This window comes from Pseudomonas sp. Fl5BN2, from assembly GCF_009908205.1.
GTDB lineage: Bacteria > Pseudomonadota > Gammaproteobacteria > Pseudomonadales > Pseudomonadaceae > Aquipseudomonas.
This window is the reverse complement of sequence record NZ_JAAARL010000015.1, coordinates 104,707-125,287: the sequence shown is the minus strand read 5'-3', so window position 1 is coordinate 125,287 and position 20,581 is coordinate 104,707. Positions and strand designations below refer to the sequence as shown.

General features: G+C 63.1%; 20 protein-coding genes. 12 read left to right on the top strand and 8 right to left on the bottom strand.

Features of this window, described 5'->3' with window-relative positions:
* Positions 1 to 273 precede the first annotated feature (273 nt).
* Positions 274 to 1,893: a glucan biosynthesis protein D gene (locus tag GV819_RS21270; protein WP_161758015.1), complete on the bottom strand. Its 1,620-nt coding sequence runs from the start codon at positions 1,891 to 1,893 to the stop codon at positions 274 to 276.
* A 198-nt stretch (positions 1,894 to 2,091) separates the two neighbouring features.
* Here GV819_RS21270 and GV819_RS21265 point away from each other — a divergent pair, with 198 nt between their 5' ends.
* Positions 2,092 to 2,625, top strand: a complete 534-nt coding sequence (locus tag GV819_RS21265; RefSeq protein WP_161758014.1) for a GNAT family N-acetyltransferase — start codon at positions 2,092 to 2,094, stop codon at positions 2,623 to 2,625.
* Here GV819_RS21265 and GV819_RS21260 read toward each other — a convergent pair.
* The 6 genes from GV819_RS21260 to GV819_RS21235 form a co-directional block, all read right to left on the bottom strand.
* A complete protein-coding gene (locus GV819_RS21260) occupies positions 2,622 to 3,815 on the bottom strand; it encodes a DUF418 domain-containing protein (protein WP_161758013.1) in 1,194 nt (397 codons plus the stop codon). The genes GV819_RS21265 and GV819_RS21260 overlap by 4 nt on opposite strands.
* On the bottom strand, positions 3,812 to 4,414 hold the full coding sequence (locus tag GV819_RS21255) for a TetR/AcrR family transcriptional regulator (RefSeq protein ID WP_161758012.1): 603 nt from the start codon (positions 4,412 to 4,414) through the stop codon (positions 3,812 to 3,814). The genes GV819_RS21260 and GV819_RS21255 overlap by 4 nt, the downstream gene beginning before the upstream one ends.
* A gap of 134 nt (positions 4,415 to 4,548) precedes the next feature.
* Positions 4,549 to 5,571, bottom strand: coding sequence for a hypothetical protein (locus GV819_RS21250; protein WP_256667556.1), 1,023 nt, complete (start codon positions 5,569 to 5,571; stop codon positions 4,549 to 4,551).
* Positions 5,572 to 5,621: 50 nt separating this feature from the next.
* Positions 5,622 to 6,062, bottom strand: coding sequence for a hypothetical protein (locus tag GV819_RS21245; protein WP_161758010.1), 441 nt, complete (start codon positions 6,060 to 6,062; stop codon positions 5,622 to 5,624).
* The gene (locus tag GV819_RS21240) at positions 6,052 to 6,462 is read right to left on the bottom strand and encodes a hypothetical protein (protein ID WP_161758009.1); all 411 of its coding nucleotides are present in this window, start codon (positions 6,460 to 6,462) and stop codon (positions 6,052 to 6,054) included. Before GV819_RS21240 ends, GV819_RS21245 begins: the two co-directional genes overlap by 11 nt.
* Complete coding sequence (locus tag GV819_RS21235) at positions 6,459 to 6,611, bottom strand: hypothetical protein (RefSeq protein WP_161758008.1); 153 nt, start codon at positions 6,609 to 6,611, stop codon at positions 6,459 to 6,461. The genes GV819_RS21240 and GV819_RS21235 overlap by 4 nt, the downstream gene beginning before the upstream one ends.
* A 154-nt stretch (positions 6,612 to 6,765) precedes the next feature.
* On the opposite strand from GV819_RS21235, the gene GV819_RS21230 reads away from it, so the two are divergent.
* From GV819_RS21230 to GV819_RS21195, 8 genes are all read left to right on the top strand, one after another.
* Entirely contained in the window at positions 6,766 to 7,491 is a 726-nt protein-coding gene (locus GV819_RS21230; RefSeq protein WP_161758007.1) for a tellurite resistance TerB family protein, read from the top strand.
* Positions 7,492 to 7,708: 217 nt separating this feature from the next.
* Positions 7,709 to 9,331 carry a methyl-accepting chemotaxis protein gene (locus tag GV819_RS21225; RefSeq protein WP_161758006.1) on the top strand — a complete coding sequence of 541 codons (1,623 nt, stop codon included), beginning with the start codon at positions 7,709 to 7,711 and terminating at the stop codon, positions 9,329 to 9,331.
* Entirely contained in the window at positions 9,331 to 9,864 is a 534-nt protein-coding gene (locus GV819_RS21220) for a chemotaxis protein CheW (RefSeq protein WP_161758005.1), read from the top strand. The genes GV819_RS21225 and GV819_RS21220 overlap by 1 nt, the downstream gene beginning before the upstream one ends.
* Entirely contained in the window at positions 9,861 to 11,138 is a 1,278-nt protein-coding gene (locus GV819_RS21215) for a CheR family methyltransferase (RefSeq protein WP_161758004.1), read from the top strand. The genes GV819_RS21220 and GV819_RS21215 overlap by 4 nt, the downstream gene beginning before the upstream one ends.
* Positions 11,135 to 11,821, top strand: a complete 687-nt coding sequence (locus GV819_RS21210; protein WP_161758003.1) for a chemotaxis protein CheW — start codon at positions 11,135 to 11,137, stop codon at positions 11,819 to 11,821. Before GV819_RS21215 ends, GV819_RS21210 begins: the two co-directional genes overlap by 4 nt.
* A complete protein-coding gene (locus GV819_RS21205; RefSeq protein WP_161758002.1) occupies positions 11,818 to 14,124 on the top strand; it encodes a hybrid sensor histidine kinase/response regulator in 2,307 nt (768 codons plus the stop codon). Before GV819_RS21210 ends, GV819_RS21205 begins: the two co-directional genes overlap by 4 nt.
* Complete coding sequence (locus tag GV819_RS21200) at positions 14,121 to 15,131, top strand: chemotaxis response regulator protein-glutamate methylesterase (protein WP_161758001.1); 1,011 nt, start codon at positions 14,121 to 14,123, stop codon at positions 15,129 to 15,131. Before GV819_RS21205 ends, GV819_RS21200 begins: the two co-directional genes overlap by 4 nt.
* Positions 15,132 to 15,179: 48 nt before the next feature.
* Positions 15,180 to 16,181, top strand: a complete 1,002-nt coding sequence (locus GV819_RS21195; protein WP_161758000.1) for a response regulator — start codon at positions 15,180 to 15,182, stop codon at positions 16,179 to 16,181.
* An 18-nt stretch (positions 16,182 to 16,199) separates the two neighbouring features.
* Here the strand turns inward: GV819_RS21195 and GV819_RS21190 are convergent, their stop codons facing one another.
* Positions 16,200 to 16,718, bottom strand: coding sequence for a hypothetical protein (locus GV819_RS21190; protein WP_161757999.1), 519 nt, complete (start codon positions 16,716 to 16,718; stop codon positions 16,200 to 16,202).
* Positions 16,719 to 17,008: 290 nt separating this feature from the next.
* Here GV819_RS21190 and prfB point away from each other — a divergent pair.
* The 3 genes from prfB to GV819_RS21175 all read left to right on the top strand — a co-directional run bounded on the left by prfB (position 17,009) and on the right by GV819_RS21175 (position 20,541).
* A protein-coding gene (gene prfB / locus GV819_RS21185) for a peptide chain release factor 2 (RefSeq protein ID WP_161757998.1) occupies positions 17,009 to 18,104 on the top strand; the annotation gives its coding sequence in 2 pieces (ribosomal slippage) (positions 17,009 to 17,080 and positions 17,082 to 18,104; 1,095 coding nt in all).
* Between the two features lie 112 nt (positions 18,105 to 18,216).
* Positions 18,217 to 19,719: a lysine--tRNA ligase gene (lysS, locus tag GV819_RS21180; RefSeq protein ID WP_161757997.1), complete on the top strand. Its 1,503-nt coding sequence runs from the start codon at positions 18,217 to 18,219 to the stop codon at positions 19,717 to 19,719.
* Positions 19,720 to 19,824: 105 nt separating this feature from the next.
* Positions 19,825 to 20,541 carry a TetR/AcrR family transcriptional regulator gene (locus GV819_RS21175; protein WP_161757996.1) on the top strand — a complete coding sequence of 239 codons (717 nt, stop codon included), beginning with the start codon at positions 19,825 to 19,827 and terminating at the stop codon, positions 20,539 to 20,541.
* Positions 20,542 to 20,581 lie beyond the last annotated feature (40 nt).

Genomic DNA, 20,581 nt, shown 5'->3' with positions numbered 1-20,581 from the left:
GGGCGCTGTGTGTACCGACGCCTTCGCGGGCAAGCCCGCTCCTACATGTACGCCGCCGATCTGTAGGAGCCGGCTTGCCGGCGAAGAGGCCCGTGGGGCGGGCGCTGTACGTACCGACGCCTTCGCGGGCAAGCCCGCTCCTACACGGACGATGCCGATCTGTAGGAGCTGGCTTGCCGGCGAAGAGGCCCGTGGGGCAGGCGCTGTATGTGCCGACGCCTTCGCGGGCAAGCCCGCTCCTACGGGGAGCAGCGGGTCGGGGCTGTCAGCGGGTCATGGGTATTTGCGCTTGTTCGGCGCCGGCGGGAAGTACTGGTACAGCCAGGTCTCGCTCAGGGTGCGGTCGTTGCTGCGGATGAACAGCCGCAGTTCCACCGGCTCGACGCTGTCGTTGCTGGGGTACCAGTCGAAGAGGATGCGGTAGCCCTTGATCTCGTCCAGCACCAGTACGCTGAAATCCTTGACCTCACCGTTGGACGCGGTGACCACCGGCTCGATCCCGGTGCCCGCCGGCAGGCGGTCGAGGCCGCCGCCGGTGAAGTCCACGGCAAAACGCCGCGCCCAGACTTCCGGGTAATGCTCGCCCGGGGCCCAGCCCTCGACGAAACCGCCCATGCCGGAACGGGTGGCGTGCACTCGGGCCAAGGGTGTGCCCACTGGCGGCAGGGCGCTCCAGTAGAGCTTGTAGCCGTAGTTCAGCGAGTCACCCGCGGCCACCGGTTTTTTCGGGGTCCAGAAGGCCACGATGTTGTCCATGGTTTCGCCGGTGGTAGGGATTTCCAGCAGGTCGACGCTGCCTTCGCCCCAGGCCGTGGTGGGCTCGACCCACAGGCTCGGGCGGCGGCTGTACCAGTCCACGGTGTCCTGGTAGCTGGCGAACTCGTGGTCGGTCTGTACCAGGCCGAAGCCTTTCGGGTCCTTGTCGGCGAATGCGTTGAATTGCAGGGTCGCCGGGTTGTTCAGCGGCCGGCAGATCCATTCGCCGTTGCCGCGCCACATGGCCAGGCGATCGGAGTCGTGGATCTGTGGGTGGATGGTGTCGCACATGCGCCGTTCATGGGTGCCGCAGCTGAACATGCTGGTCATCGGCGCGATGCCCAATTGCTCGATGGCGGTGCGGGCGTTGACGTGGGCGTCGATTTCCATCACCACCCGTTCGGCCTGGCAGTCGATGTCGAAGCGGTAGGCGCCGGTGGCACTCGGCGAATCCAGCAGGGCGTAGACCACGAAGCGGGTGCTGTCCTTGTCCGGGGTCTCGAACCAGAACTGGGTGAAGTCGGGGAATTCCTCACGGCGCTTGGCGTAGGTGTCGATGGCCAGGCCCCGGGCCGAGAGACCGTACTGGCCGGTGGCGTCCACCGCACGCAAGTAGCTGGCGCCAAGGAAGGACACCACGTCGTGCCTGTCCAGCTCCGGGGCCTTGAACAGCTTGAAGCCGGCAAAGCCCAGGTCGCCCTTGAGCTGTGCGGTGTCGACGCTGGTGTTCTGGTAGTTGAACAGGGAAGGGCGGAAGTGCACCTCCCGGGCCAGGCGGGTCTTGGGGTCGACACTGTGCATGCGCACCGGCTGCTTGAAGCCCATGCCGACGTGGAAGAACTGCACGTCCAACTGGCCGTTGAGTTCGTTCCACAGCGAATGCTTGGCATCGTACTGGATGGCGTTGAAGTGCTGCGGAGTCATTTTCGCCAGGGTTGGCGGCAGCACCTGCTTGGTGTCGACGTAGGGCTTGCCGGCCAACTGTCTGGCCTGGGCCTTGAGGCGTTCGAAGTCGAACGCCAGGGCTTCGCCATCAGCGGTGCCGGCCCAGGCCCGCGCGGCCAGCAGACCGCTGGCCGAGAGGCCGGTATAGGCCGCCAGGGCCATGGATGCTTTGAGGAGATGCCTGCGGTGCATGGGTGAACCTTGTGTTGATAAGATCCCGAGCCGTTCCTGGCTGAAGAGAGGATCGCGAATAGAGGTTCGGTCATGCCATCGGCCAAACACAACGGTCTTTAAACATATGCGCAATAGAGTAAACGGTTCGCCCAGGGCAAAAAAATGATTAGCTTGTGTCCATTGGTAACTTCCCGATCACCACCAGGAACTGGCCTCATGCTGCATCCGCGCCCGCTCACCGAAGACGACATTCCACTGCTCAAACTGATTGACCGTGCCGAGGTGATCGATGAGTTCTACTGCCTGCAGGACGGGCAGTTGCGGTGTTATCCACAGCATGAAGTGGTGCCGGGCTGGCCGGAAGGTGAAGCCGAGCATGATGCGCTGATCTTGCAGCAGTGTTACCAGCGGGGAGGTTGGCTGTACGGGATCTTCGATGGGCCGAAGCTGGTGGCGGCAGCGGTGGTGGATTGCTTGCCAATCGACAACGCCGGGCTGGACCTGCGGCAATTGAAGTTCCTGCATGTGAGCCAGGCCTACCGTGGCTTGGGCCTGGGTCGGCAGCTGTTTGCCCTGGCCCGGGAGCAGGCCTTGGCCATGGGCGGCCAGGGCCTGTATGTGTCGGCCACGCCATCGCGGCACACGGTGGATTTCTATACTGGCCTTGGCTGCAAGCTGCTGGCGACCCCGGACCCGACGCTGCTGCGCATCGAGCCCGAGGATATCCACCTGTACCTGCCGCTGGCCTAGGCCTTGCGCCAGTTGGGCCAGGCGCCGATGGTGATGGCCCGCAGCAGCCACTCGCAGGGCCCGTACTGATGGCGCCGCAGCCAGCGGGCACTGAGCTGCATTTGCAGCAGATAGACGGCAATCACCAGCAGCGGTATCCATAGGGGCGCGACGCGATTGACCAGTCCCAGGCCATAGCCGCTGAACAGCAGGTTGAGCAGCAGCGATTGCAGCAGGTAGTTGCTCAGGGACATCCGCCCCAAGGGTGCCAGCCGCCGGCACAGGGCCTGGCCGAGGTTGCTCTGGAACAGGCTGAGCAGCAACAGCCCGTAGCTGACCGAGAGCAGCGGTGCGGTCAACTGGCTGATGCCGTAGCCGATCACCTCCAGCCCAGCGCCCGGAAAATAGGCGGCCCAGTAGGCGTAGAGCATGGCGCCGCCGAGACCGATGGGCAGGCTGATGGCCAGCAATTGCGCAACCCGCTGGGCAAAGCTGAAGGGCGCTATCAGCAGCTCCTTGCGCCCGGCCACATAGCCCAGGAGGAACATCGCCAGGGTGCTGGGCCCCTGGAGTATCCACAGGGCCAGCAGCGTTTCCAGCCAGTGGCTGGCATTGAACTCCAGGGTCTGCAGGGCGCTGCCGCCTAGGGCCGTGGCCTTGAGCAGGGGCTCGTCGCTGGCCGTGCCGGTATAGGCCCCCAGGCTCAGCAGCACGGCCCCCAGGGCGATGATCAGCAGCCCGGCGCAGCTCAGCAGGATCAGGGCCAGGCGGCTGGCGGTCGCCGCCGACAGTCCGCGCAGGCCCAGCAGGAGCAGGCCCAGCAGGGCATAGAGGGAAAGGATCTCGCCGTTGAACAGCAACAGCCCATGCACCAGGCCAATGCCCAGCATCGCCAGCTGGCGGCGCAGCATGCGCGGTACGAAGGGCTCGGCGGCCCGTTCGGCGGAAGCCATTTGCAGGGTGAAGCTGTAGCCGAACAGAAAGGAAAACAGCAGGTAGAACTTGGCTTCGAAGAAGGTCGAGACCAGCCAGCGGATCAGGTGGTCGGTAGCGCTGGCGTAGCCCGGGTTGCTGCTTGCCGAGGCGTAGTAAGGGTCGGCGAAGGCCCAGATATTCACCATCAAGATGCCGAACAGGGCGAAGCCGCGAAGGGCATCGACCTGTTCCAGGCGAGCGGTCCGGGTTGCTGGAGCGGTTGCAAGGGTGTTCATGTCGATTGCCCCTGGAGCAGGTGCAGCACCAACTGCTGCAGAACCTGCACTTGGTTGGCGGGGTGGAACTGTGGGTCGACGGCGACCCGGGTGAACAGGCCGTCGATCAAGGCGGCCAGCCAGCCGGTGATCTGCTCTATCCCCAGGGCACTGTGGACCTGCCCTTGTTGGTTGGCCCGTTGCACCAGGGCGGCGAGGCCCTGGCGCAGCAGCCAGTCGTTGTGGCGCACCTGCTGCGCCACGTGTGGGTCGCGGTGGCTCAGGGCGGCGATCTCCAGGGCCAGGCCGGTGTATTGCGGGTCCTGGGCCAGCTGGCAGACATGTTCGAAGAACGCCAGCAGCGCCGCCAGGGGATCAGTTTCCAGCAGCAGCTGGGCCATGGCCTGCTCGATCTGCTGTCCTTCGCGGTTGATCAGCGCCAGCAGCAGTGCCTGTTTGTTGGGGAAGTAGTGGAACAGGTTGCCGGCGCTCATCTCGGCCTGCAGGCAGATGTCGGCGGTGCGGGTGGCGACAAAACCGTTTTCGGCAAAGCAGCGGGCGGCGGCATCCAACAGCGCCTGGCGTCGGGCTTCGCGTTGTTCAAGGTTGGCAGGACGCATGGCGTGAGCCTTTCAAGTTAATTGAGTGGTTGCTCAATTAACTCGATGGCTTGGCGTCGAAGCAACAAGACTCTTGTTAAAAAGAGTCAATAAGTGCTGGCCCAAGGCCCTGCAGGGTCATCAGATGGCCTGCTTCAGGCCCCGGGTGGAGTCTCGCTGGAGCCCTCCAGGCACTGGGCGCCGCTGGCCGGCATCTCGTTCTTTTTGGTCCACCAGGTCAGGGCCCAGAGGCTGTGCAGGTCACCGCGCTTGAGCGCTTCCTGGTGGCAGGCCAGGGCCCTGGCCTTGTCGGTGACGCCCCACTGGCCATCGGCATAGCCACTGCCCAGGTAGTGGTAGGCGCTGGCTGAATCCAGCTCCCTGGCGGTGCGCAGCACCAGCTCTTCGGACTTGCGCGGCTGCTGGCATTCGGTGACGGAGCCGTCGCCGAGGGGGTCGCAGTAATACATGGACAGCATCAGCGCCGCCTCGGCATCGGTCTTGGCGTAGGGCAGCAGCAGTTCTTCCGGCTCCCCCGGCTTGAGCGCCGGGGCCATGCCCGAATAGCCCAGGCTGACTGCCTGCACCGCCGCCTTGGGCGAACCGTGGCGGGCGGCATCCAGCAAAATTCGTTGCCCGAGCTCGAAGAAGTACGTCGTCAGCAGGTACTGCTCGCGCCCGCCGTAGCCGAGGAACAGGTCGGCTTTGCGCATCTGCCGTTGCAGGGCGCTTTCGCCTGCCGGGGCGCTGCGCGTGAGCAACTCGTCCATCGACCACTGCTCGACGCGCACCAGTTGCCAACAGGCGCCCTGTTCAAAGACGAAGGCCTGCACCACATCGCCCTGGGGGTCATTGACCACCAGGGTCTGGCCTTCCCAGAACGTCTGCAGGCCAGCCTCGGCCTGGGCCTTGGGGTCGAGCCGGGTCAGCAGGTGGCGGATGTCGCCCGTCAGCTTGTAGCGCGCAGTGACTTCTCGGCCGCGGTCGTCAGTGACCGGCCGTTGCTCGACCAGTGGCGAGGCGCTGAATGCCTGCTGCAGTTGCGGGCTGCTGGCAAAGGCCTGGGCAAAGGTTTTCAGGTCGTTGGATGGGCAGGCAGGCGCGGCCGCCGCCTGGGTGCCACCGCCCAGCAGCAGGCTCAGGGCGATCAGGCGCAAACAGTGGCGGGCAGTGGGCATCGGCAGGGGCATCCGGAGGTGGTTCAGAAGAGGCATGTGGGCAATAGGGCTCATTGGCTTTGCGGGTCGCAATACAGCACCGAGCTGCCGGGGTTGTGGCGGTCTTCGATGAGCAGCGGGCGTTCCCGGCCATCACCGAAGAAAGCGCCTCCCAGGTGCTGGCGCACGCTGTCGACACTGTCCTTGAGGTACAGCGCGTGTACCGAGAACGGCCCGCGATAGGGAATCATCACTGCGCTGACTGTCAGGCCGTGGTACTGGTCGTCGACGCAGTAGCGGGCGGCTTCGTCGAGTTCGCAAGGTTGCAGTTGGCGCTCGCTGAAGTACTCGCCCCGGGGCTGATGGTCGCTGGCGTCCAGGTAGATGTTCTCCATGGAGCAGTGGGCGATGCCGGCGAACTGCTGTTCCAGGCTCATGGCCAGGCAGGGTTGGCCAAGCGCCAGCAACATCAGCAGGCAGAGGCGGCCAGTGCGCTGTCTTTCACTGGGCATGCAGCAGCCCCTTGGGTTGCAACAGCCGGCACAGCCATTGCGCCAGCCAGATCGCCAGCAACGACGGCACCGTCATCAGCAAGCAGTAGATGTAGCCGCGTACCGGGTGGTAGGGAAACAGCGCCCAGGCGGTGAACAGCACCAGGGTGCCGATCAGGACCAGCTTGACCTTGAGGTTGGGCACCAGGACCAGCAGGAAACTGACGACGATCAGCAACTGCAGCAGAAGCTCCACCAACATCCCCAGGCCGAAGCCCTTGGCGAGGGCGCCGAAGTGGCTGCGATACACCGGAATGCCCCAGACATGCGCGTAGTAGAACAGCAGCGGCACCAGCGAGTGGGGCACCAGGCCGGTGAGGATTCGTATCACTTGATAGCGGTCGGCGGGGTCCTGGCTCATGGCTGGCACTCGCAGGCGCTGGCGTGGGTATGACGGGGCATGGGCGCATCCTTGCTGCCGGAAGGGATCAACTGGGTCCGGTCTGTGGCGTCGGTGTTTTGCAGGCGGCGGATAGTGCCGCAACTCGGGGTGCTAATCCAGTCTGGCACGGCCTGGCGTGCCGCCCGCGCCTGTCGGCGTCGGCGGCTGCTGGTTCCGGAGAAAGCAACATTCAGAAGCACTATCGTCCCCCTCGACCCGGGCACTTCTCTCTAGGCTTACGGCCTTATGTGTCGACATGACACCTATTTTCCGGAGGCGCAGATGAACACCCGTGGATTGCTCGATCAATTACTCAGGTCCGGCCAGGAGCTCCTGCAGAACAAGGCGGGCGCAGCACCGACGGACAATCCCAAGGCCCGCTCGGGCGGTCTCGGCGGCTTGCTCGGTGGCCAGGCCGGCGGGTTGGGCGGGCTGCTCTCCGGAGCGGGCGGTGGAGCCCTGGCAGCCGGCGCCATGGGCTTGCTGCTGGGCAATAAAAAGGCCCGCAAGTTCGGCGGCAAGGCCCTGACCTACGGCGGCCTGGCGGCCCTCGGGGTGTTGGCCTACAAGGCGTATGGCAATTGGAATGCCCAGCAGGGCCAGGCCCCGCGTCAGGAGCCGCAGACCCTTGATCGCCTGCCGCCGCAGCAGGTAGAGCAGCACAGCCAGGCGATCCTCAAGGCGTTGGTGGCAGCGGCCAAGGCCGATGGGCATGTGGACGAGCGTGAGCGGGCACTGATCGAGGGTGAATTGCGCAGGCTCGACAGCGACCCGCAGTTGCAGCATTGGCTGCACAGCGAACTGAACAAGCCCCTGGACCCGGCGGATGTCGCCCGGGCCGCGACCACGCCGGAAATGGCTGCCGAGATGTACCTGGCCAGTGTGATGCTGGTGGATGAAGAGCACTTCATGGAAAAGGCCTATCTGGAGGAGCTGGCGCGCCAGCTCCATCTGGCGCCAGGCCTCAAGGCCGAGCTGGAAAACCAGGTACGCCAGGCCAACGGCTGAATACAGCGTCGTTCTGCCCCTCGCCAAGGATGGCGGTTCTACCGGGTGGATTTGCCGAAATACCCTCTGTGGAGGTCGTGAAACTCCCGCTCACACGCGATCCAGAGCGGGTGCACAAATTTATCGAAAGTGCCACCTGTGTCGTTAAACCACCCATAAAACCGGCATCGTCCTCGGCTATACTCCTCCCATTTTTGAATGGCCTCGAGGACTGACTGTGAAGAACTGGACGTTGCGCCAACGCATTTTGGCGAGCTTTGCGGTGATTATCGCCATCATGCTGTTGATGGTCGTCGTCTCGTACTCGCGGCTGTTGAAGATCGAGGCCGGCGAGGAGCGAGTGCGCACCGATGCGGTGCCCGGCGTCTATTTCAGCTCGATGATCCGCAGCGCTTGGGTCGACAGTTATATCCAGACCCAGGAGATCATCGGCCTCAAGCAGGACCAGGCCATCAGCGCCGAGGACCGGGCGGATTTCAAGGCCTTTGAGCAGCGCCTGGAAACCCAGATGGGCAACTACAGGCAGACCATCAACAGCCGCGAAGACCAGACTGAGTTCGACGCCTTTGAAAAAGCCCACCAGGAGTTCAATCGGATCCAGGCTGCGGTGCTCGACCTGCATCAGCGCAAGCAGGAAGCCGAGGCGATCCGCCTGTTCAATGAACAGCTGACTCCGGCCTGGACCGCGGGTCGGATGAAACTCAACGACATCATCACCGAGAACAAATCTGTGGCCGACTCCGCCACCACCGCCATTGACGATGCCGTGGCGGCGGCCAAAGTCAGCATGGGCGTGTCGTTGCTGCTGGCGACCCTCGCTGCCGGCCTCTGTGGCCTGCTGCTGATGCGGGCGATCATGGCGCCGATGAACCGCATTGTGAATATTCTCGAAGTCATGCGTACCGGTGACTTGAGCGGCCGTTTGAATCTGGAGCGCAAGGACGAGTTCGGCGCGGTGGAAACCGGCTTCAACGACATGATGACCGAGCTCACTGCCCTGGTGTCCCAGGCCCAGCGTTCCTCTGTGCAAGTCACCACCTCGGTGACCGAGATTGCCGCCACCTCCAAGCAGCAACAGGCTACTGCCACTGAAACCGCCGCCACCACCACGGAAATCGGCGCTACCTCGCGGGAAATCGCGGCCACCTCGCGCGACCTGGTGCGCACCATGACCGAGGTGTCCAGCGCCGCTGACCAGGCCTCGGTACTTGCCGGCTCCGGCCAGCAAGGCCTGGCGCGCATGGAAGACACCATGCACTCGGTGATGGGCGCGGCTGACCTGGTGAATGCCAAGCTGGCGATCCTCAACGAGAAGGCTGGCAACATCAATCAGGTGGTGGTGACCATCGTCAAGGTCGCCGACCAGACCAACCTGCTGTCGCTGAACGCTGCCATCGAAGCGGAAAAGGCCGGAGAGTACGGCCGCGGCTTTGCTGTGGTCGCCACCGAAGTACGGCGTCTGGCGGACCAGACCGCGGTCGCTACCTACGACATCGAGCAGATGGTCCGCGAGATCCAGTCGGCGGTGTCGGCAGGGGTAATGGGCATGGACAAGTTCTCCGAGGAAGTGCGCCGCGGCATGGCCGAAGTGCAGCAAGTGGGCGAGCAACTGTCGCAGATCATCCATCAGGTCCAGGCCTTGGCGCCGCGGGTGCTGATGGTCAATGAAGGCATGCAGGCCCAGGCCACCGGCGCCGAGCAGATCAACCACGCCCTGGTGCAACTGGGGGATGCCAGCAGCCAGACCGTCGAGTCCCTGCGTCAGGCCAGCTTTGCCATCGATGAGCTGAGCCAGGTCGCCGTGGGCCTGCGCAGTGGCGTTTCGCGTTTCAAAGTCTGATGGATGAGCTCGCGCACAAGCGCAGTTCCGTCGGGGCGAAGAGTGCCTTGTTCCTGGTGTTCTGCATCGGCCAGGAGCGTTATGCGTTGCAGGCCGTCGATGTGGTGGAGGTGCTGCCGCGCCTGCAGCTCAAGCCCATCGCCCAGGCGCCGTCCTGGGTAGCGGGAGTCTTTGCCTATCGCGGTGTGGTGGTGCCGGTCATCGACCTGTGCGAGTTGACGTTCGGCCGCCCGGCGCAACTGCGCACCAGTACTCGACTGGTGCTGGTGCACTACCGAGGCGACGTCGAGCAGCCGCCTCGGGTTCTGGGACTGTTGCTGGAACAGGCCAACGACACCCTGCGTTGCGACCCGGCACAGTTCCAGCCTTACGGCCTGGACAACCGCCAGGCGCCGTACCTGGGGCCAGTGCGTGAAGATGCCCAGGGGTTGCTGCAGTGGGTGCGGGTCGATGATCTATTGCTCCCGGCAGTGCGTGATCTGCTGTTTCCTGCCGTGCCCCTGGACCCGGCGTCGCTTGAGGAGCCTCGATGAGCGATGAGCAACGATTTTTCGATTTTCTCAAGGAGCGTATCGGCCTGGATGTCGCCTCCGTAGGGCCGGCGATCATCGAACGCGCGGTGCGCCAGCGCTGCAACGCCTTGTACGCCCACAACAGCGACGAGTACTGGCAGAAGCTGCAAGGCTCGCGAGATGAGCAGCAGGCGCTGATCGAGGCGGTGATCGTCCCGGAAACCTGGTTCTTCCGTTACCCGGAATCCTTCGCCACCCTGGTCAAGCTGGCCAAGGCTCGCCTGGCGCAGATCAAGGGCATGCGGGCCTTGCGCCTGTTGAGCCTGCCGTGTTCCACCGGCGAAGAGCCCTATTCGATTGCCATGGCCCTGCTCGATGGCGGCCTGGCACCTCACCAGTTCAAGGTTGATGGCCTGGACGTCAGCCCGTTGTCAGTGGAACGGGCCAAGGGCGCGACCTATGGCAAGAACTCCTTTCGCGGCCAGCAAACGGAGTTTCGCGAGCGTCACTTCAGCGCCGAGGGTGATCGTTATTCTTTGAGCGAACGGGTTCGCGAACAGGTGCGATTGCAGGCGGGCAATGTTCTGGATCCGAGTTTGCTGGCGGCTGAACCGCCTTTTGACTTTGTCTTCTGTCGCAACCTGCTGATCTATTTCGACCAGCCAACCCAGCACCAGGTGTTCGAAGTCCTCAAGCGCCTGACCCATGAAGAAGGGGTGCTGTTTATTGGCCCTGCCGAAGGCAGTCTGCTGGGGCGCCTGGGCATGCGCTCCATTGGTATCCCCCAGTCCTTTGCATTCAGTCGGCACACCGAACCCGAGCCTGCACCGCTGCCGCTGGCCTTGCCGCAACCGTTGCCCTTGCCGATACCGTCGCGCAATGTGCTGCCCCAGACACCGCGCCCGCGTCCCTTTGCTAGCCGCGTGGCCCCGGCCCCGATGGCCGATGGCATGGCACCGGTGACCGACGCAGCGAGCCTGCTGGCGAACATCGCCGCCCTGGCCAATGAGGGCAAGAGTGCCGAGGCCCGTGCGGCGTGTGAGCGTTATCTGCAACAGCATGAACCGGTGGCCCAGGTGTTCTATTGGCTGGGGCTGCTCAGTGATGTCGCCGGCAACGCCCTGGAGGCCCAGGGTTTCTACCGCAAGGCCCTGTATCTGGCGCCGCAACACCCTGAAGCCCTGGCACACCTGGCGGCGTTACTGGCGTCCCAGGGCGATGTCGCCGGTGCCCAACGATTGCAGGAACGCGCTGCTCGCAGCATGCGCACTGCCGACAGTGAGTTGAAACGATGAGCCATCCCTACTCATTGGACCTGACCCATGACGATGCGCAGGCCATCGATGATTGCTGGAACCGCATCGGCGTTCACGGCGACAAGTCCTGCCCGTTGCTCATCGAGCACATCCATTGCCGCAACTGCGCCGTGTATTCCGCCGCCGCCACACGTTTGCTGGATCGTTATTCGTTGCGTCAGGAAGACCGCGAACACCGGGCGGTGCTGGAGACCGACAGCGATGTGGTCACCCGCTCGCTGCTGATGTTTCGTCTCGGTGAGGAATGGCTGGGCCTGGCGACCCGCTGTCTGCTGGAAGTGGCGCCGCTGCAGGCGATTCACTCCTTGCCTCATCAGCGCTCGCGGGCGTTGATGGGGGTGGCCAATGTGCGTGGAGCGCTGGTGGCCTGCCTGTCATTGGCCGAATTGCTGGGGCTCGATGGCACTCCGGTCGTCGTTGCCGCAGGACGGATCATGCCGCGGATGCTGATCATCGGCGCCGAAGGCGGTCCGGTGGTGGTGCCGGTGGATGAAGTGCACGGCATCCATGCCATCGACGAGCGGATTCTCAACGGCGCTTCGGCCTCTGGCGAACAGGCCAATGCCAAGTACACCCGTGGCGTGTTGCAATGGCAGGGACGCAGCCTGCGTTTGCTGGATGAAGAGCAACTGCTCTCGGCCGTGACCCGGAGCCTGACATGACCCCTGATCAAATGCGCGATGCCTCGTTGCTGGAACTGTTCAGCCTGGAAGCCGAGGCCCAGACCCAGGTGCTCAGCGCCGGCTTGCTGGCCCTGGAGCGGAATCCGACCCAGGCCGACCAGTTGGAAGCCTGCATGCGTGCCGCTCACTCGCTCAAGGGCGCGGCGCGGATTGTCGGGGTCGACGCCGGGGTCAGCGTTGCCCATGTGATGGAAGATTGCCTGGTCAGTGCCCAGGAAGGGCGCCTGTACCTGCAGCCCGAGCACATCGACGCTTTGTTACAGGGCACCGACCTGCTGATGCGCATCGCCACCCCAGGCGGTGCTGAGCTCGTGGCCCCGGATATCCCAGTGTATGTGGCGTTGATGGAGCACCTGCTGACTCAAGGGCCGGTGGCGACGAGCCGACCATCCCCAGCGTTTGCGGCAGATGTTCCGGAGCTCGAGGTGTCAGTGCCGCAGCAGGGTGAGGCTGAGTCCTTGGCATTGCCGAGCGAGCCTTACCACGAGCCGGCGGTGAGTACGATGCGCCCAGGCAAACGCCTGACCGAAGGCGGCGAGCGGGTGTTGCGAGTGACTGCCGAACGCCTCAACAGCCTGCTCGACCTGTCGAGCAAGTCCCTGGTGGAAACCCAGCGACTCAAGCCTTACCTGGCCACTATGCAGCGTCTCAAGCGGATTCAGAGCAATAGCCTGGCGGCCCTGGAAAACCTCAACCTGCATCTCAAGGAACACGCCCTGAGCCTGGAAGCCCAGGAAGCCCTGGAGGATGCGCGGCGCTTGTTGGCCGAATCCCAGCAACTGCTGGCGGAGAAAACCGCCGAGCTCGATGAGTTCGGCTGGCAGGCCAGCCAGCGCGCCCAGGTGCTTTATGACACGGCCCTGGCCTGTCGCATGCGGCCCTTCGCCGATGTGCTCAGCGGTCAGGCGCGCATGGTCCGCGACCTGGGGCGCAGCCTGGGCAAGCAGGTACGCCTGGAAATCGAAGGTGAAAAGACCCAGGTCGACCGCGACGTACTGGAGAAACTCGAGGCGCCACTGACTCACTTGCTGCGCAATGCCGTCGACCATGGCATCGAGCTGCCCGAACAGCGCTTGCTGGCGGGCAAGCCGGCGGAAGGCGTGATTCGCCTGCGTGCATCCCATCAAGCCGGCCTGCTGGTCCTGGAACTCAGTGATGACGGTAGTGGGGTGGATCTGCAGCGCTTGCGCCAGAGTATTGTCGAACGTCAGCTGTCGCCGGCCCAGACTGCCGCGCAGCTCAGTGAAGAAGAATTGCTGACCTTCCTCTTCCTGCCGGGTTTCAGCCTGCGGGACAAGGTCACCGAGGTGTCCGGCCGTGGCGTCGGCCTGGATGCGGTGCAGCACATGGTGCGCCAGTTGCGGGGGGCGGTGGTGTTGGAACAAGCCACCAGCCAGGGCAGTCGCTTCCACCTGGAAGTGCCGCTGACCCTGTCCGTGGTGCGCAGCCTGGTGGTCGAGGTGGGTGATGAGGCCTACGCCTTCCCGCTGGCTCATATCGAACGCATGTGCGACCTGGAGCCCGAGGCCATTGTCCAGGTGGAGGGGCGCCAGCACTTCTGGCATGAAGGCCGGCATGTCGGCCTGGTAGCGGCCAGCCAGCTGTTGCAGCGACCGGCGACCCAGAACAGCGCACCGACCCTGAAAGTGGTGGTGATTCGCGAGCGTGATGCGGTGTATGGGATCGCTGTGGAGCGTTTTATTGGCGAGCGCACCCTGGTGGTGCTGCCCCTGGATGACCGCCTTGGCAAGATCCAGGATATCTCCGCCGGGGCCTTGCTCGATGACGGCCGGGTGGCGCTGATCGTCGATGTCGAGGACATGCTGCGTTCAGTGGATAAACTGCTCAATACTGGTCGTCTCGAGCGTATCTCGCGGCATCAGCAACAGCACGCACAGGTGGTCCGTAAGCGTATTCTGGTGGTCGACGACTCGCTGACGGTACGTGAACTGCAACGCAAACTGCTGATCAACCGCGGGTACGACGTGGCTGTGGCTGTGGATGGCATGGACGGTTGGAATGCCCTGCGTTCGGAAAGCTTCGACCTACTGATCACTGACATCGATATGCCGCGAATGGATGGAATTGAATTGGTCACACTCTTGCGTCGCGACAGCCGCCTGCAGTCCCTGCCGGTGATGGTGGTGTCCTACAAGGATCGTGAGGAAGACCGGCGTCGTGGACTGGATGCCGGCGCCGACTACTATCTAGCCAAAGCCAGTTTCCATGACGACGCCCTGCTGGATGCGGTGGTGGAGTTGATTGGAGGAGCGCGGGCATGAAGATAGCGATCGTCAACGATATGCCCATGGCCGTGGAGGCCTTGCGCCGGGCGCTGGCCTTTGAGCCCAGCCATGAGGTGGTTTGGGTCGCGACCAATGGTGCCGAAGCGGTGAAGTGCTGCGCTGAACTGACTCCGGACCTGATTCTCATGGACCTGATCATGCCGGTAATGGACGGCGTCGAGGCCACGCGGCGGATCATGGCCGAGTCGCCGTGCGCGATCGTCATCGTTACCGTCGACCGCCAGCAGAATGTGCACCGGGTGTTCGAGGCCATGGGGCACGGTGCCCTGGACGTGGTCGACACCCCGGCTCTGGGCGCCGGCAATGCCCAGGAAGCGGCGGCGCCACTGTTGCGCAAGATCCTCAATATCGGCTGGCTGATCGGCCAGCGCGGCAGTCGGGTGCGTACTGCCCCGGTGCCCCTGCGCAGTGGCGCGCCACGTCAGAGTCTGGTGGCCATTGGCTCCTCGGCAGGCGGCCCGGCCGCACTGGAAGTGCTGCTCAAGGGCTTGCCAAAGAACTTTCCCGCCGCCATCGTGCTGGTCCAGCATGTCGATCAGGTGTTTGCCGCGGGCATGGCCGAATGGCTCAGCAGTGCCTCCGGCCTGCAGGTGCGCCTGGCCCGGGAAGGCGAACCGCCACAAAGCGGCACGGTATTGCTGGCGGGCACCAACCACCACATTCGCTTGTTGAAGAACGGCACCCTGGCCTACACCGCCGAGCCGGTGAACGAGATCTACCGGCCCTCCATCGATGTGTTTTTCGAGAGTGTCGCCAGCTATTGGAATGGTGATGCGGTGGGCGTGCTGTTGACCGGGATGGGCCGTGATGGTGCCCAGGGCTTGAAGCTGATGCGTGATCAGGGTTATCTGACCATCGCTCAGGATCAGCACAGCAGTGCGGTGTATGGCATGCCCAAGGCGGCGGCTGCCATCGGCGCCGCCACAGAGATTCGCCCACTGGACAAGATCGCTCCACGTTTGCTGGAGATATTTGCCAAATGACTGATAAACGCAGCTGTCCTGGCCAGGTAGCAACTCAGGTGACAACCCATGAATGATTTACAGCTCGACGAATTCAAGACCGATGAAAACGCCGCAATGGTGTTGCTGGTGGATGACCAGGCCATGATCGGCGAGGCGGTTCGGCGTGGGTTGGCGAATGAAGAAAACATCGACTTCCATTTCTGCGCCGATCCTCACCAGGCCATTGCCCAGGCGATCCGGATCAAACCCACGGTGATTCTCCAGGATCTGGTGATGCCGGGCCTGGACGGCCTGACGCTGGTGCGTGAGTACCGCAATCACCCGGCGACCCAGAACATCCCGATCATTGTCCTGTCGACCAAGGAAGACCCGCTGATCAAGAGCGCGGCCTTTGCCGCCGGGGCCAATGACTATCTGGTCAAGCTGCCGGACAACATCGAGCTGGTGGCGCGTATCCGCTATCACTCGCGCTCTTACATGACCCTGTTGCAGCGCGATGCGGCCTATCGCGCACTGCGGGTTAGCCAGCAACAGTTGCTGGACACCAATCTGGTGCTGCAACGGCTGATGAACTCCGATGGCCTGACCGGGCTGTCCAACCGCCGGCACTTCGATGAATACCTGGAGCTGGAATGGCGTCGGGCAATGCGCGAACAGAGCCAGCTGTCGTTGCTGATGATCGACGTCGACTACTTCAAGACCTACAACGATACCTTCGGCCATCTGGAGGGTGATGAAGCCCTGCGCAAGGTGGCGGCGGCGATTCGTGACGCCAGCAGCCGGCCATCCGACCTACCGGCGCGCTACGGTGGCGAAGAGTTCGTGTTGGTGTTGCCCAACACCTCGCCGGGCGGGGCGCGACTGGTGGCGGAGAAGCTGCGCCAGACCGTGGAGGCCCTGAAAATCCCCCATATCGCACCGGTGGAGGGCGCCAGTCTGACCATCAGCATCGGTCTTTCCACCATCACGCCGCAGCCCAACAGCCATTGCCGGCAGTTGATTTCGGCAGCGGACAAGGGGCTGTACCTGGCGAAGAACAATGGCCGCAATCAGGTCGGGATCGAGTAGGCGGTTTCGGCCTGCGCTCTAGGCGTCAGCCATTTCCGTGGCCGGCGCCTGATCTGGTGGGACCTCCACCAGGGTGTCTCGGAACAGGTAGTAGCTGTGGCTCGCGGTGTGTCGGCACCTGAGCTTTACCGCTTCGATGCGGTAGGTGGTGCAGGTGTCGAGTGTGTTGTCGATGAACCAGTTGTTCAGCAGGTTGCCGGGGGCGATCGGGTAGTCGCCAAAGCTGTAGTCCATGTAGCCACCCTTGTGGACGTGGACCCAGCGACAACTGAACCTGGCCTGCAGCCATTGGGTTTGCTCATCGATTTCATCCACCAGCATTCTTGTGCGGTAGTAGATCCACCACCACAAAAAGATCAGCCAAGGCACGACCAGGGCGCAGGCCAGCGCCGGTGAGACCAGCAGCCAGATTCCCATCAACGGTATACAGGCCAGCGCGCTGAAGAGCGCGGCGAAAAACGCCTGGACGCCTTTCTGGTTTCGGCGCTCCCTGCGCTGGATGCCTTCGATCTCGGCGTTGTTGAGTGTGCGTCCCATGAGCCTGCTGTTTGCGTGTCGTTTAGCGGGGGATTGTATAGCGCTGGCCGGCCTCCAGGGCGCCGTGAGTGCCCATCGCAACCTTCGGGTATCGAAGGGGGCGGGCTTGCGCAGCAGGGCAGGCAGGTAACTGGGGGCAATAAATTTTAGGGGGCACCGGGATTTCCTGGGGCCTGTCGTTGAAATTAGATGGCCGATTGGCCTCTAAAGCCGCTAAGCGGGCTGCCGTGAATCGGTGATTCCGTTATAATCTCCGGCTTTCAAAAGTTCGCCAACGAGTGCCGCCCCCCATGGAAATCAACCCGATCCTGAACACCATCAAGGACCTGTCCGAGCGCTCCGAAACTATTCGGGGGTATCTTTGACTACGATCAAAAGCATGAGCGTCTGACCGAGGTCAACCGCGAGCTTGAAGATCCTGCTGTCTGGAACAAACCTGAATACGCCCAGGAACTGGGCCGCGAGCGCGCAGCACTGGCGCAGATCGTCGAGACCCTGGACGAACTGAACGGTGGTCTGGCCGATTGCCGCGATCTGCTGGACATGGCCGTCGAAGAAAACGACGAAGGCGCAGTGGGCGATGTCGTCGCCGAACTGGCCCGTCTCGAGGAAAACCTCGCCAAGCTAGAATTCCGCCGCATGTTCAGCCACGAAATGGACCCGAACAACGCCTACCTGGATATCCAGGCCGGTTCCGGCGGCACCGAAGCCCAGGACTGGGCCAACATCCTGCTGCGCATGTACCTGCGCTGGGCCGACAAACGCGGTTTCGAAGCGACCATCATGGAGCTGTCGGCCGGTGAAGTCGCCGGGATCAAAGGTGCGACCGTGCACATCAAGGGCGAATACGCCTTTGGCTGGCTGCGCACCGAGATCGGCGTACACCGCCTGGTGCGCAAGAGCCCGTTCGACTCCGGCAACCGTCGCCACACCTCGTTCTCTGCGGTGTTCGTCTCGCCAGAGATCGACGACAAGGTGGAAATCGAAATCAACCCGGCCGATCTGCGGATCGATACCTATCGTTCCTCCGGTGCCGGTGGTCAGCACGTAAACACCACTGACTCGGCCGTGCGTATTACCCACGTACCGACCAACACCGTGGTCAGCTGCCAGAACGAACGTTCCCAGCACGCCAACAAGGACACCGCCATGAAAATGCTGCGGGCCAAGTTGTACGAGCAGGAGATGCAGAAGCGCAACGCGGCTTCCCAGGCCCTGGAAGACACCAAGTCAGATATCGGCTGGGGTCATCAGATCCGCTCTTACGTGCTCGATGCGTCGCGGATCAAGGATCTGCGCACCAACATCGAACGCAGCGACTGCGACAAGGTGCTCGACGGCGACATCGACGAATACCTGGAAGCCAGCCTGAAATCGGGCTTGTAATACTGCAATACGGGATCGGCTGACACGGTGCGATCCCGTAGGAGCCGGCTTGCCGGCGATCTCCAGGCCGAAGGCCTGGGGGCAATGAACCTGTGATGGAATTTCAAAAGACATGAGCGACCAACAACTCGACCCGCAAGCCCTGCAACAGGAAGAAAACACCCTGATCGCCCTGCGCAAGGAAAAGCTTGCTGCCGAGCGCGCCAAGGGCCAGGCCTTCCCCAACGACTTCCGCCGCGACAGCTACTGCAATGACCTGCAGAAGCAGTACGCCGACAAGACCAAGGAAGAACTGGAAGCAGCGGCAATCCCGGTCAAGGTGGCAGGTCGCATCATGCTCAACCGTGGCTCGTTCATGGTGATCCAGGACATGACCGGTCGTATCCAGGTCTACGTCAATCGCAAGACCCTGCCGGAAGAAACCCTGGCCGCGGTGAAAACCTGGGACCTGGGCGACATCATCGCCGCCGAAGGTACCCTGGCCCGTTCCGGCAAGGGCGACCTGTACGTCGAAATGACCCACGTGCGCCTGCTGACCAAGTCGCTGCGCCCGCTGCCGGACAAGCACCACGGCCTGACCGACACCGAGCAGCGCTATCGCCAGCGCTACGTTGACCTGATCGTCAACGATGAAGTCCGTGAGACGTTCCGCGTGCGCTCGCAGGTCATCGCCCACATCCGCAGCTTCCTGATGCAACGCGACTTCCTCGAAGTGGAAACGCCGATGCTGCAGACCATCCCGGGCGGCGCTGCGGCCAAGCCGTTTGAGACTCACCACAATGCGCTGGACATGGAAATGTTCCTGCGTATCGCCCCGGAGCTGTACCTCAAGCGCCTGGTGGTTGGTGGCTTCGAAAAGGTCTTCGAGATCAACCGCAACTTCCGCAACGAAGGCGTCTCGACCCGTCACAACCCTGAATTCACCATGTTGGAGTTCTACCAGGCCTACGCCGACTACGAAGACAACATGGACCTCACCGAAGAGCTGTTCCGTGAGCTGGCGCAGCTGGTGCTGGGCAGCACCGACGTGCCGTACGGCGACAAGGTGTTCCACTTCGGCGAGCCGTTTGTCCGTCTGTCGGTGTTCGACTCGATCCTCAAGTACAACCCTGAGCTGACCGCCGATGACCTGAACGACATCGACAAGGCTCGCGCCATCGCCAAGCAGGCCGGGGCCAAGGTCCTGGGCTTCGAAGGCCTGGGCAAGTTGCAGGTGATGATTTTCGAGGAGCTGGTGGAGCACAAGCTGGAGCAGCCGCACTTCATTACCCAGTACCCGTTCGAAGTCTCGCCGCTGGCCCGTCGCAACGACGACAACCCGAACGTCACCGATCGTTTCGAGCTGTTCATCGGTGGCCGCGAAATCGCCAACGCCTACTCCGAGCTCAATGATGCGGAAGACCAGGCCGAGCGCTTCATGGCCCAGGTGGCGGACAAGGACGCCGGCGACGACGAAGCCATGCACTACGACGCCGACTTCGTCCGCGCCCTGGAGTACGGCATGCCGCCAACGGCCGGCGAAGGCATCGGTATCGATCGCCTGGTGATGCTGTTGACCAACTCGCCATCGATCCGCGACGTGATCCTGTTCCCGCACATGCGGCCGCAAGCCTAAGTGTTGTGAATAAAAAGCCGCCTTCAACAGGCGGCTTTTTATTGTCTGGCTGGAACTGACGTACCGCTTCTAATTCTGTGTGTTTTTCAAGAGGGAATACTTGTCGTGAACCGCGCAATGGCTCAAGAAGGTGCAGCTGGTATCGCCACGGCGGTGGCTGAAAGCGTTCAGTACCAGGGTCGCAAGGCCAGCCGACAGGGCAGTGAACAGCGTCGACAAGAGATTCTCGATGCTGCCATGCGCATTGTCGTGCGCGATGGCGTGCGGGCCGTGCGCCATCGTGCGGTGGCCGCTGAAGCCGGTGTGCCGTTGTCGGCCACCACCTATTACTTCAAGGATATCGATGACCTGCTCACCGATACCTTCGCCCAGTACGTCGAACGCAGTGCGGCGTTCATGGGCAAGCTGTGGGCCAGCAACGAAGGGCTGTTGCGCGAGATGGTGGCTTATGGCGACGGCAGTGCGGCCTCCCGCTCGCAACTGGCCGACGACATCGCGCGACTGACTGCCGACTATGTGCAGCGCCAGTTGCACAACCGTCGCGAGCACCTGATGGCCGAGCAAGCCTTCCGCCAGGAGGCGCTGCTCAATCCGCGCCTGGCGCAGTTGGTGCGTTCGCACCAGCAGATCCTGCTGCATGGCACCTGCCAGTTCTTCCAGGTCCTGGGCTCCCGGGAGCCGCAACAGGATGCCAAAGTGTTGACGTCGATAATCGGCCGGATGGAATATCAGGGCCTGCTCAACGGCACCGAACCGCTGGCGGAGGAAGAGATGCTCGGTATCCTCACCCGCTACATGCATCTGGTGCTGGCCTCGGTCTGATTTGGCCATCGCTGGCTGTGGCGGGCGTGGCCACGGCCTG

What these genes read in the sequence shown, in the direction of transcription:
- GV819_RS21270 (WP_161758015.1), bottom strand. Translation starts at nt 1,893, where the DNA reads ATGCACCGCAGGCATCTCCTCAAAGCATCCATGGCCCTGGCGGCCTAT.
- GV819_RS21265 (WP_161758014.1), top strand. Translation starts at nt 2,092, where the DNA reads ATGCTGCATCCGCGCCCGCTCACCGAAGACGACATTCCACTGCTCAAA.
- GV819_RS21260 (WP_161758013.1), bottom strand. Translation starts at nt 3,815, where the DNA reads ATGAACACCCTTGCAACCGCTCCAGCAACCCGGACCGCTCGCCTGGAA.
- GV819_RS21255 (WP_161758012.1), bottom strand. Translation starts at nt 4,414, where the DNA reads ATGCGTCCTGCCAACCTTGAACAACGCGAAGCCCGACGCCAGGCGCTG.
- GV819_RS21250 (WP_256667556.1), bottom strand. Translation starts at nt 5,571, where the DNA reads ATGCCCACTGCCCGCCACTGTTTGCGCCTGATCGCCCTGAGCCTGCTG.
- GV819_RS21245 (WP_161758010.1), bottom strand. Translation starts at nt 6,062, where the DNA reads ATGCCCAGTGAAAGACAGCGCACTGGCCGCCTCTGCCTGCTGATGTTG.
- GV819_RS21240 (WP_161758009.1), bottom strand. Translation starts at nt 6,462, where the DNA reads ATGAGCCAGGACCCCGCCGACCGCTATCAAGTGATACGAATCCTCACC.
- GV819_RS21230 (WP_161758007.1), top strand. Translation starts at nt 6,766, where the DNA reads ATGAACACCCGTGGATTGCTCGATCAATTACTCAGGTCCGGCCAGGAG.
- GV819_RS21220 (WP_161758005.1), top strand. Translation starts at nt 9,331, where the DNA reads ATGGATGAGCTCGCGCACAAGCGCAGTTCCGTCGGGGCGAAGAGTGCC.
- GV819_RS21215 (WP_161758004.1), top strand. Translation starts at nt 9,861, where the DNA reads ATGAGCGATGAGCAACGATTTTTCGATTTTCTCAAGGAGCGTATCGGC.
- GV819_RS21210 (WP_161758003.1), top strand. Translation starts at nt 11,135, where the DNA reads ATGAGCCATCCCTACTCATTGGACCTGACCCATGACGATGCGCAGGCC.
- GV819_RS21205 (WP_161758002.1), top strand. Translation starts at nt 11,818, where the DNA reads ATGACCCCTGATCAAATGCGCGATGCCTCGTTGCTGGAACTGTTCAGC.
- GV819_RS21200 (WP_161758001.1), top strand. Translation starts at nt 14,121, where the DNA reads ATGAAGATAGCGATCGTCAACGATATGCCCATGGCCGTGGAGGCCTTG.
- GV819_RS21195 (WP_161758000.1), top strand. Translation starts at nt 15,180, where the DNA reads ATGAATGATTTACAGCTCGACGAATTCAAGACCGATGAAAACGCCGCA.
- GV819_RS21190 (WP_161757999.1), bottom strand. Translation starts at nt 16,718, where the DNA reads ATGGGACGCACACTCAACAACGCCGAGATCGAAGGCATCCAGCGCAGG.
- lysS (WP_161757997.1), top strand. Translation starts at nt 18,217, where the DNA reads ATGAGCGACCAACAACTCGACCCGCAAGCCCTGCAACAGGAAGAAAAC.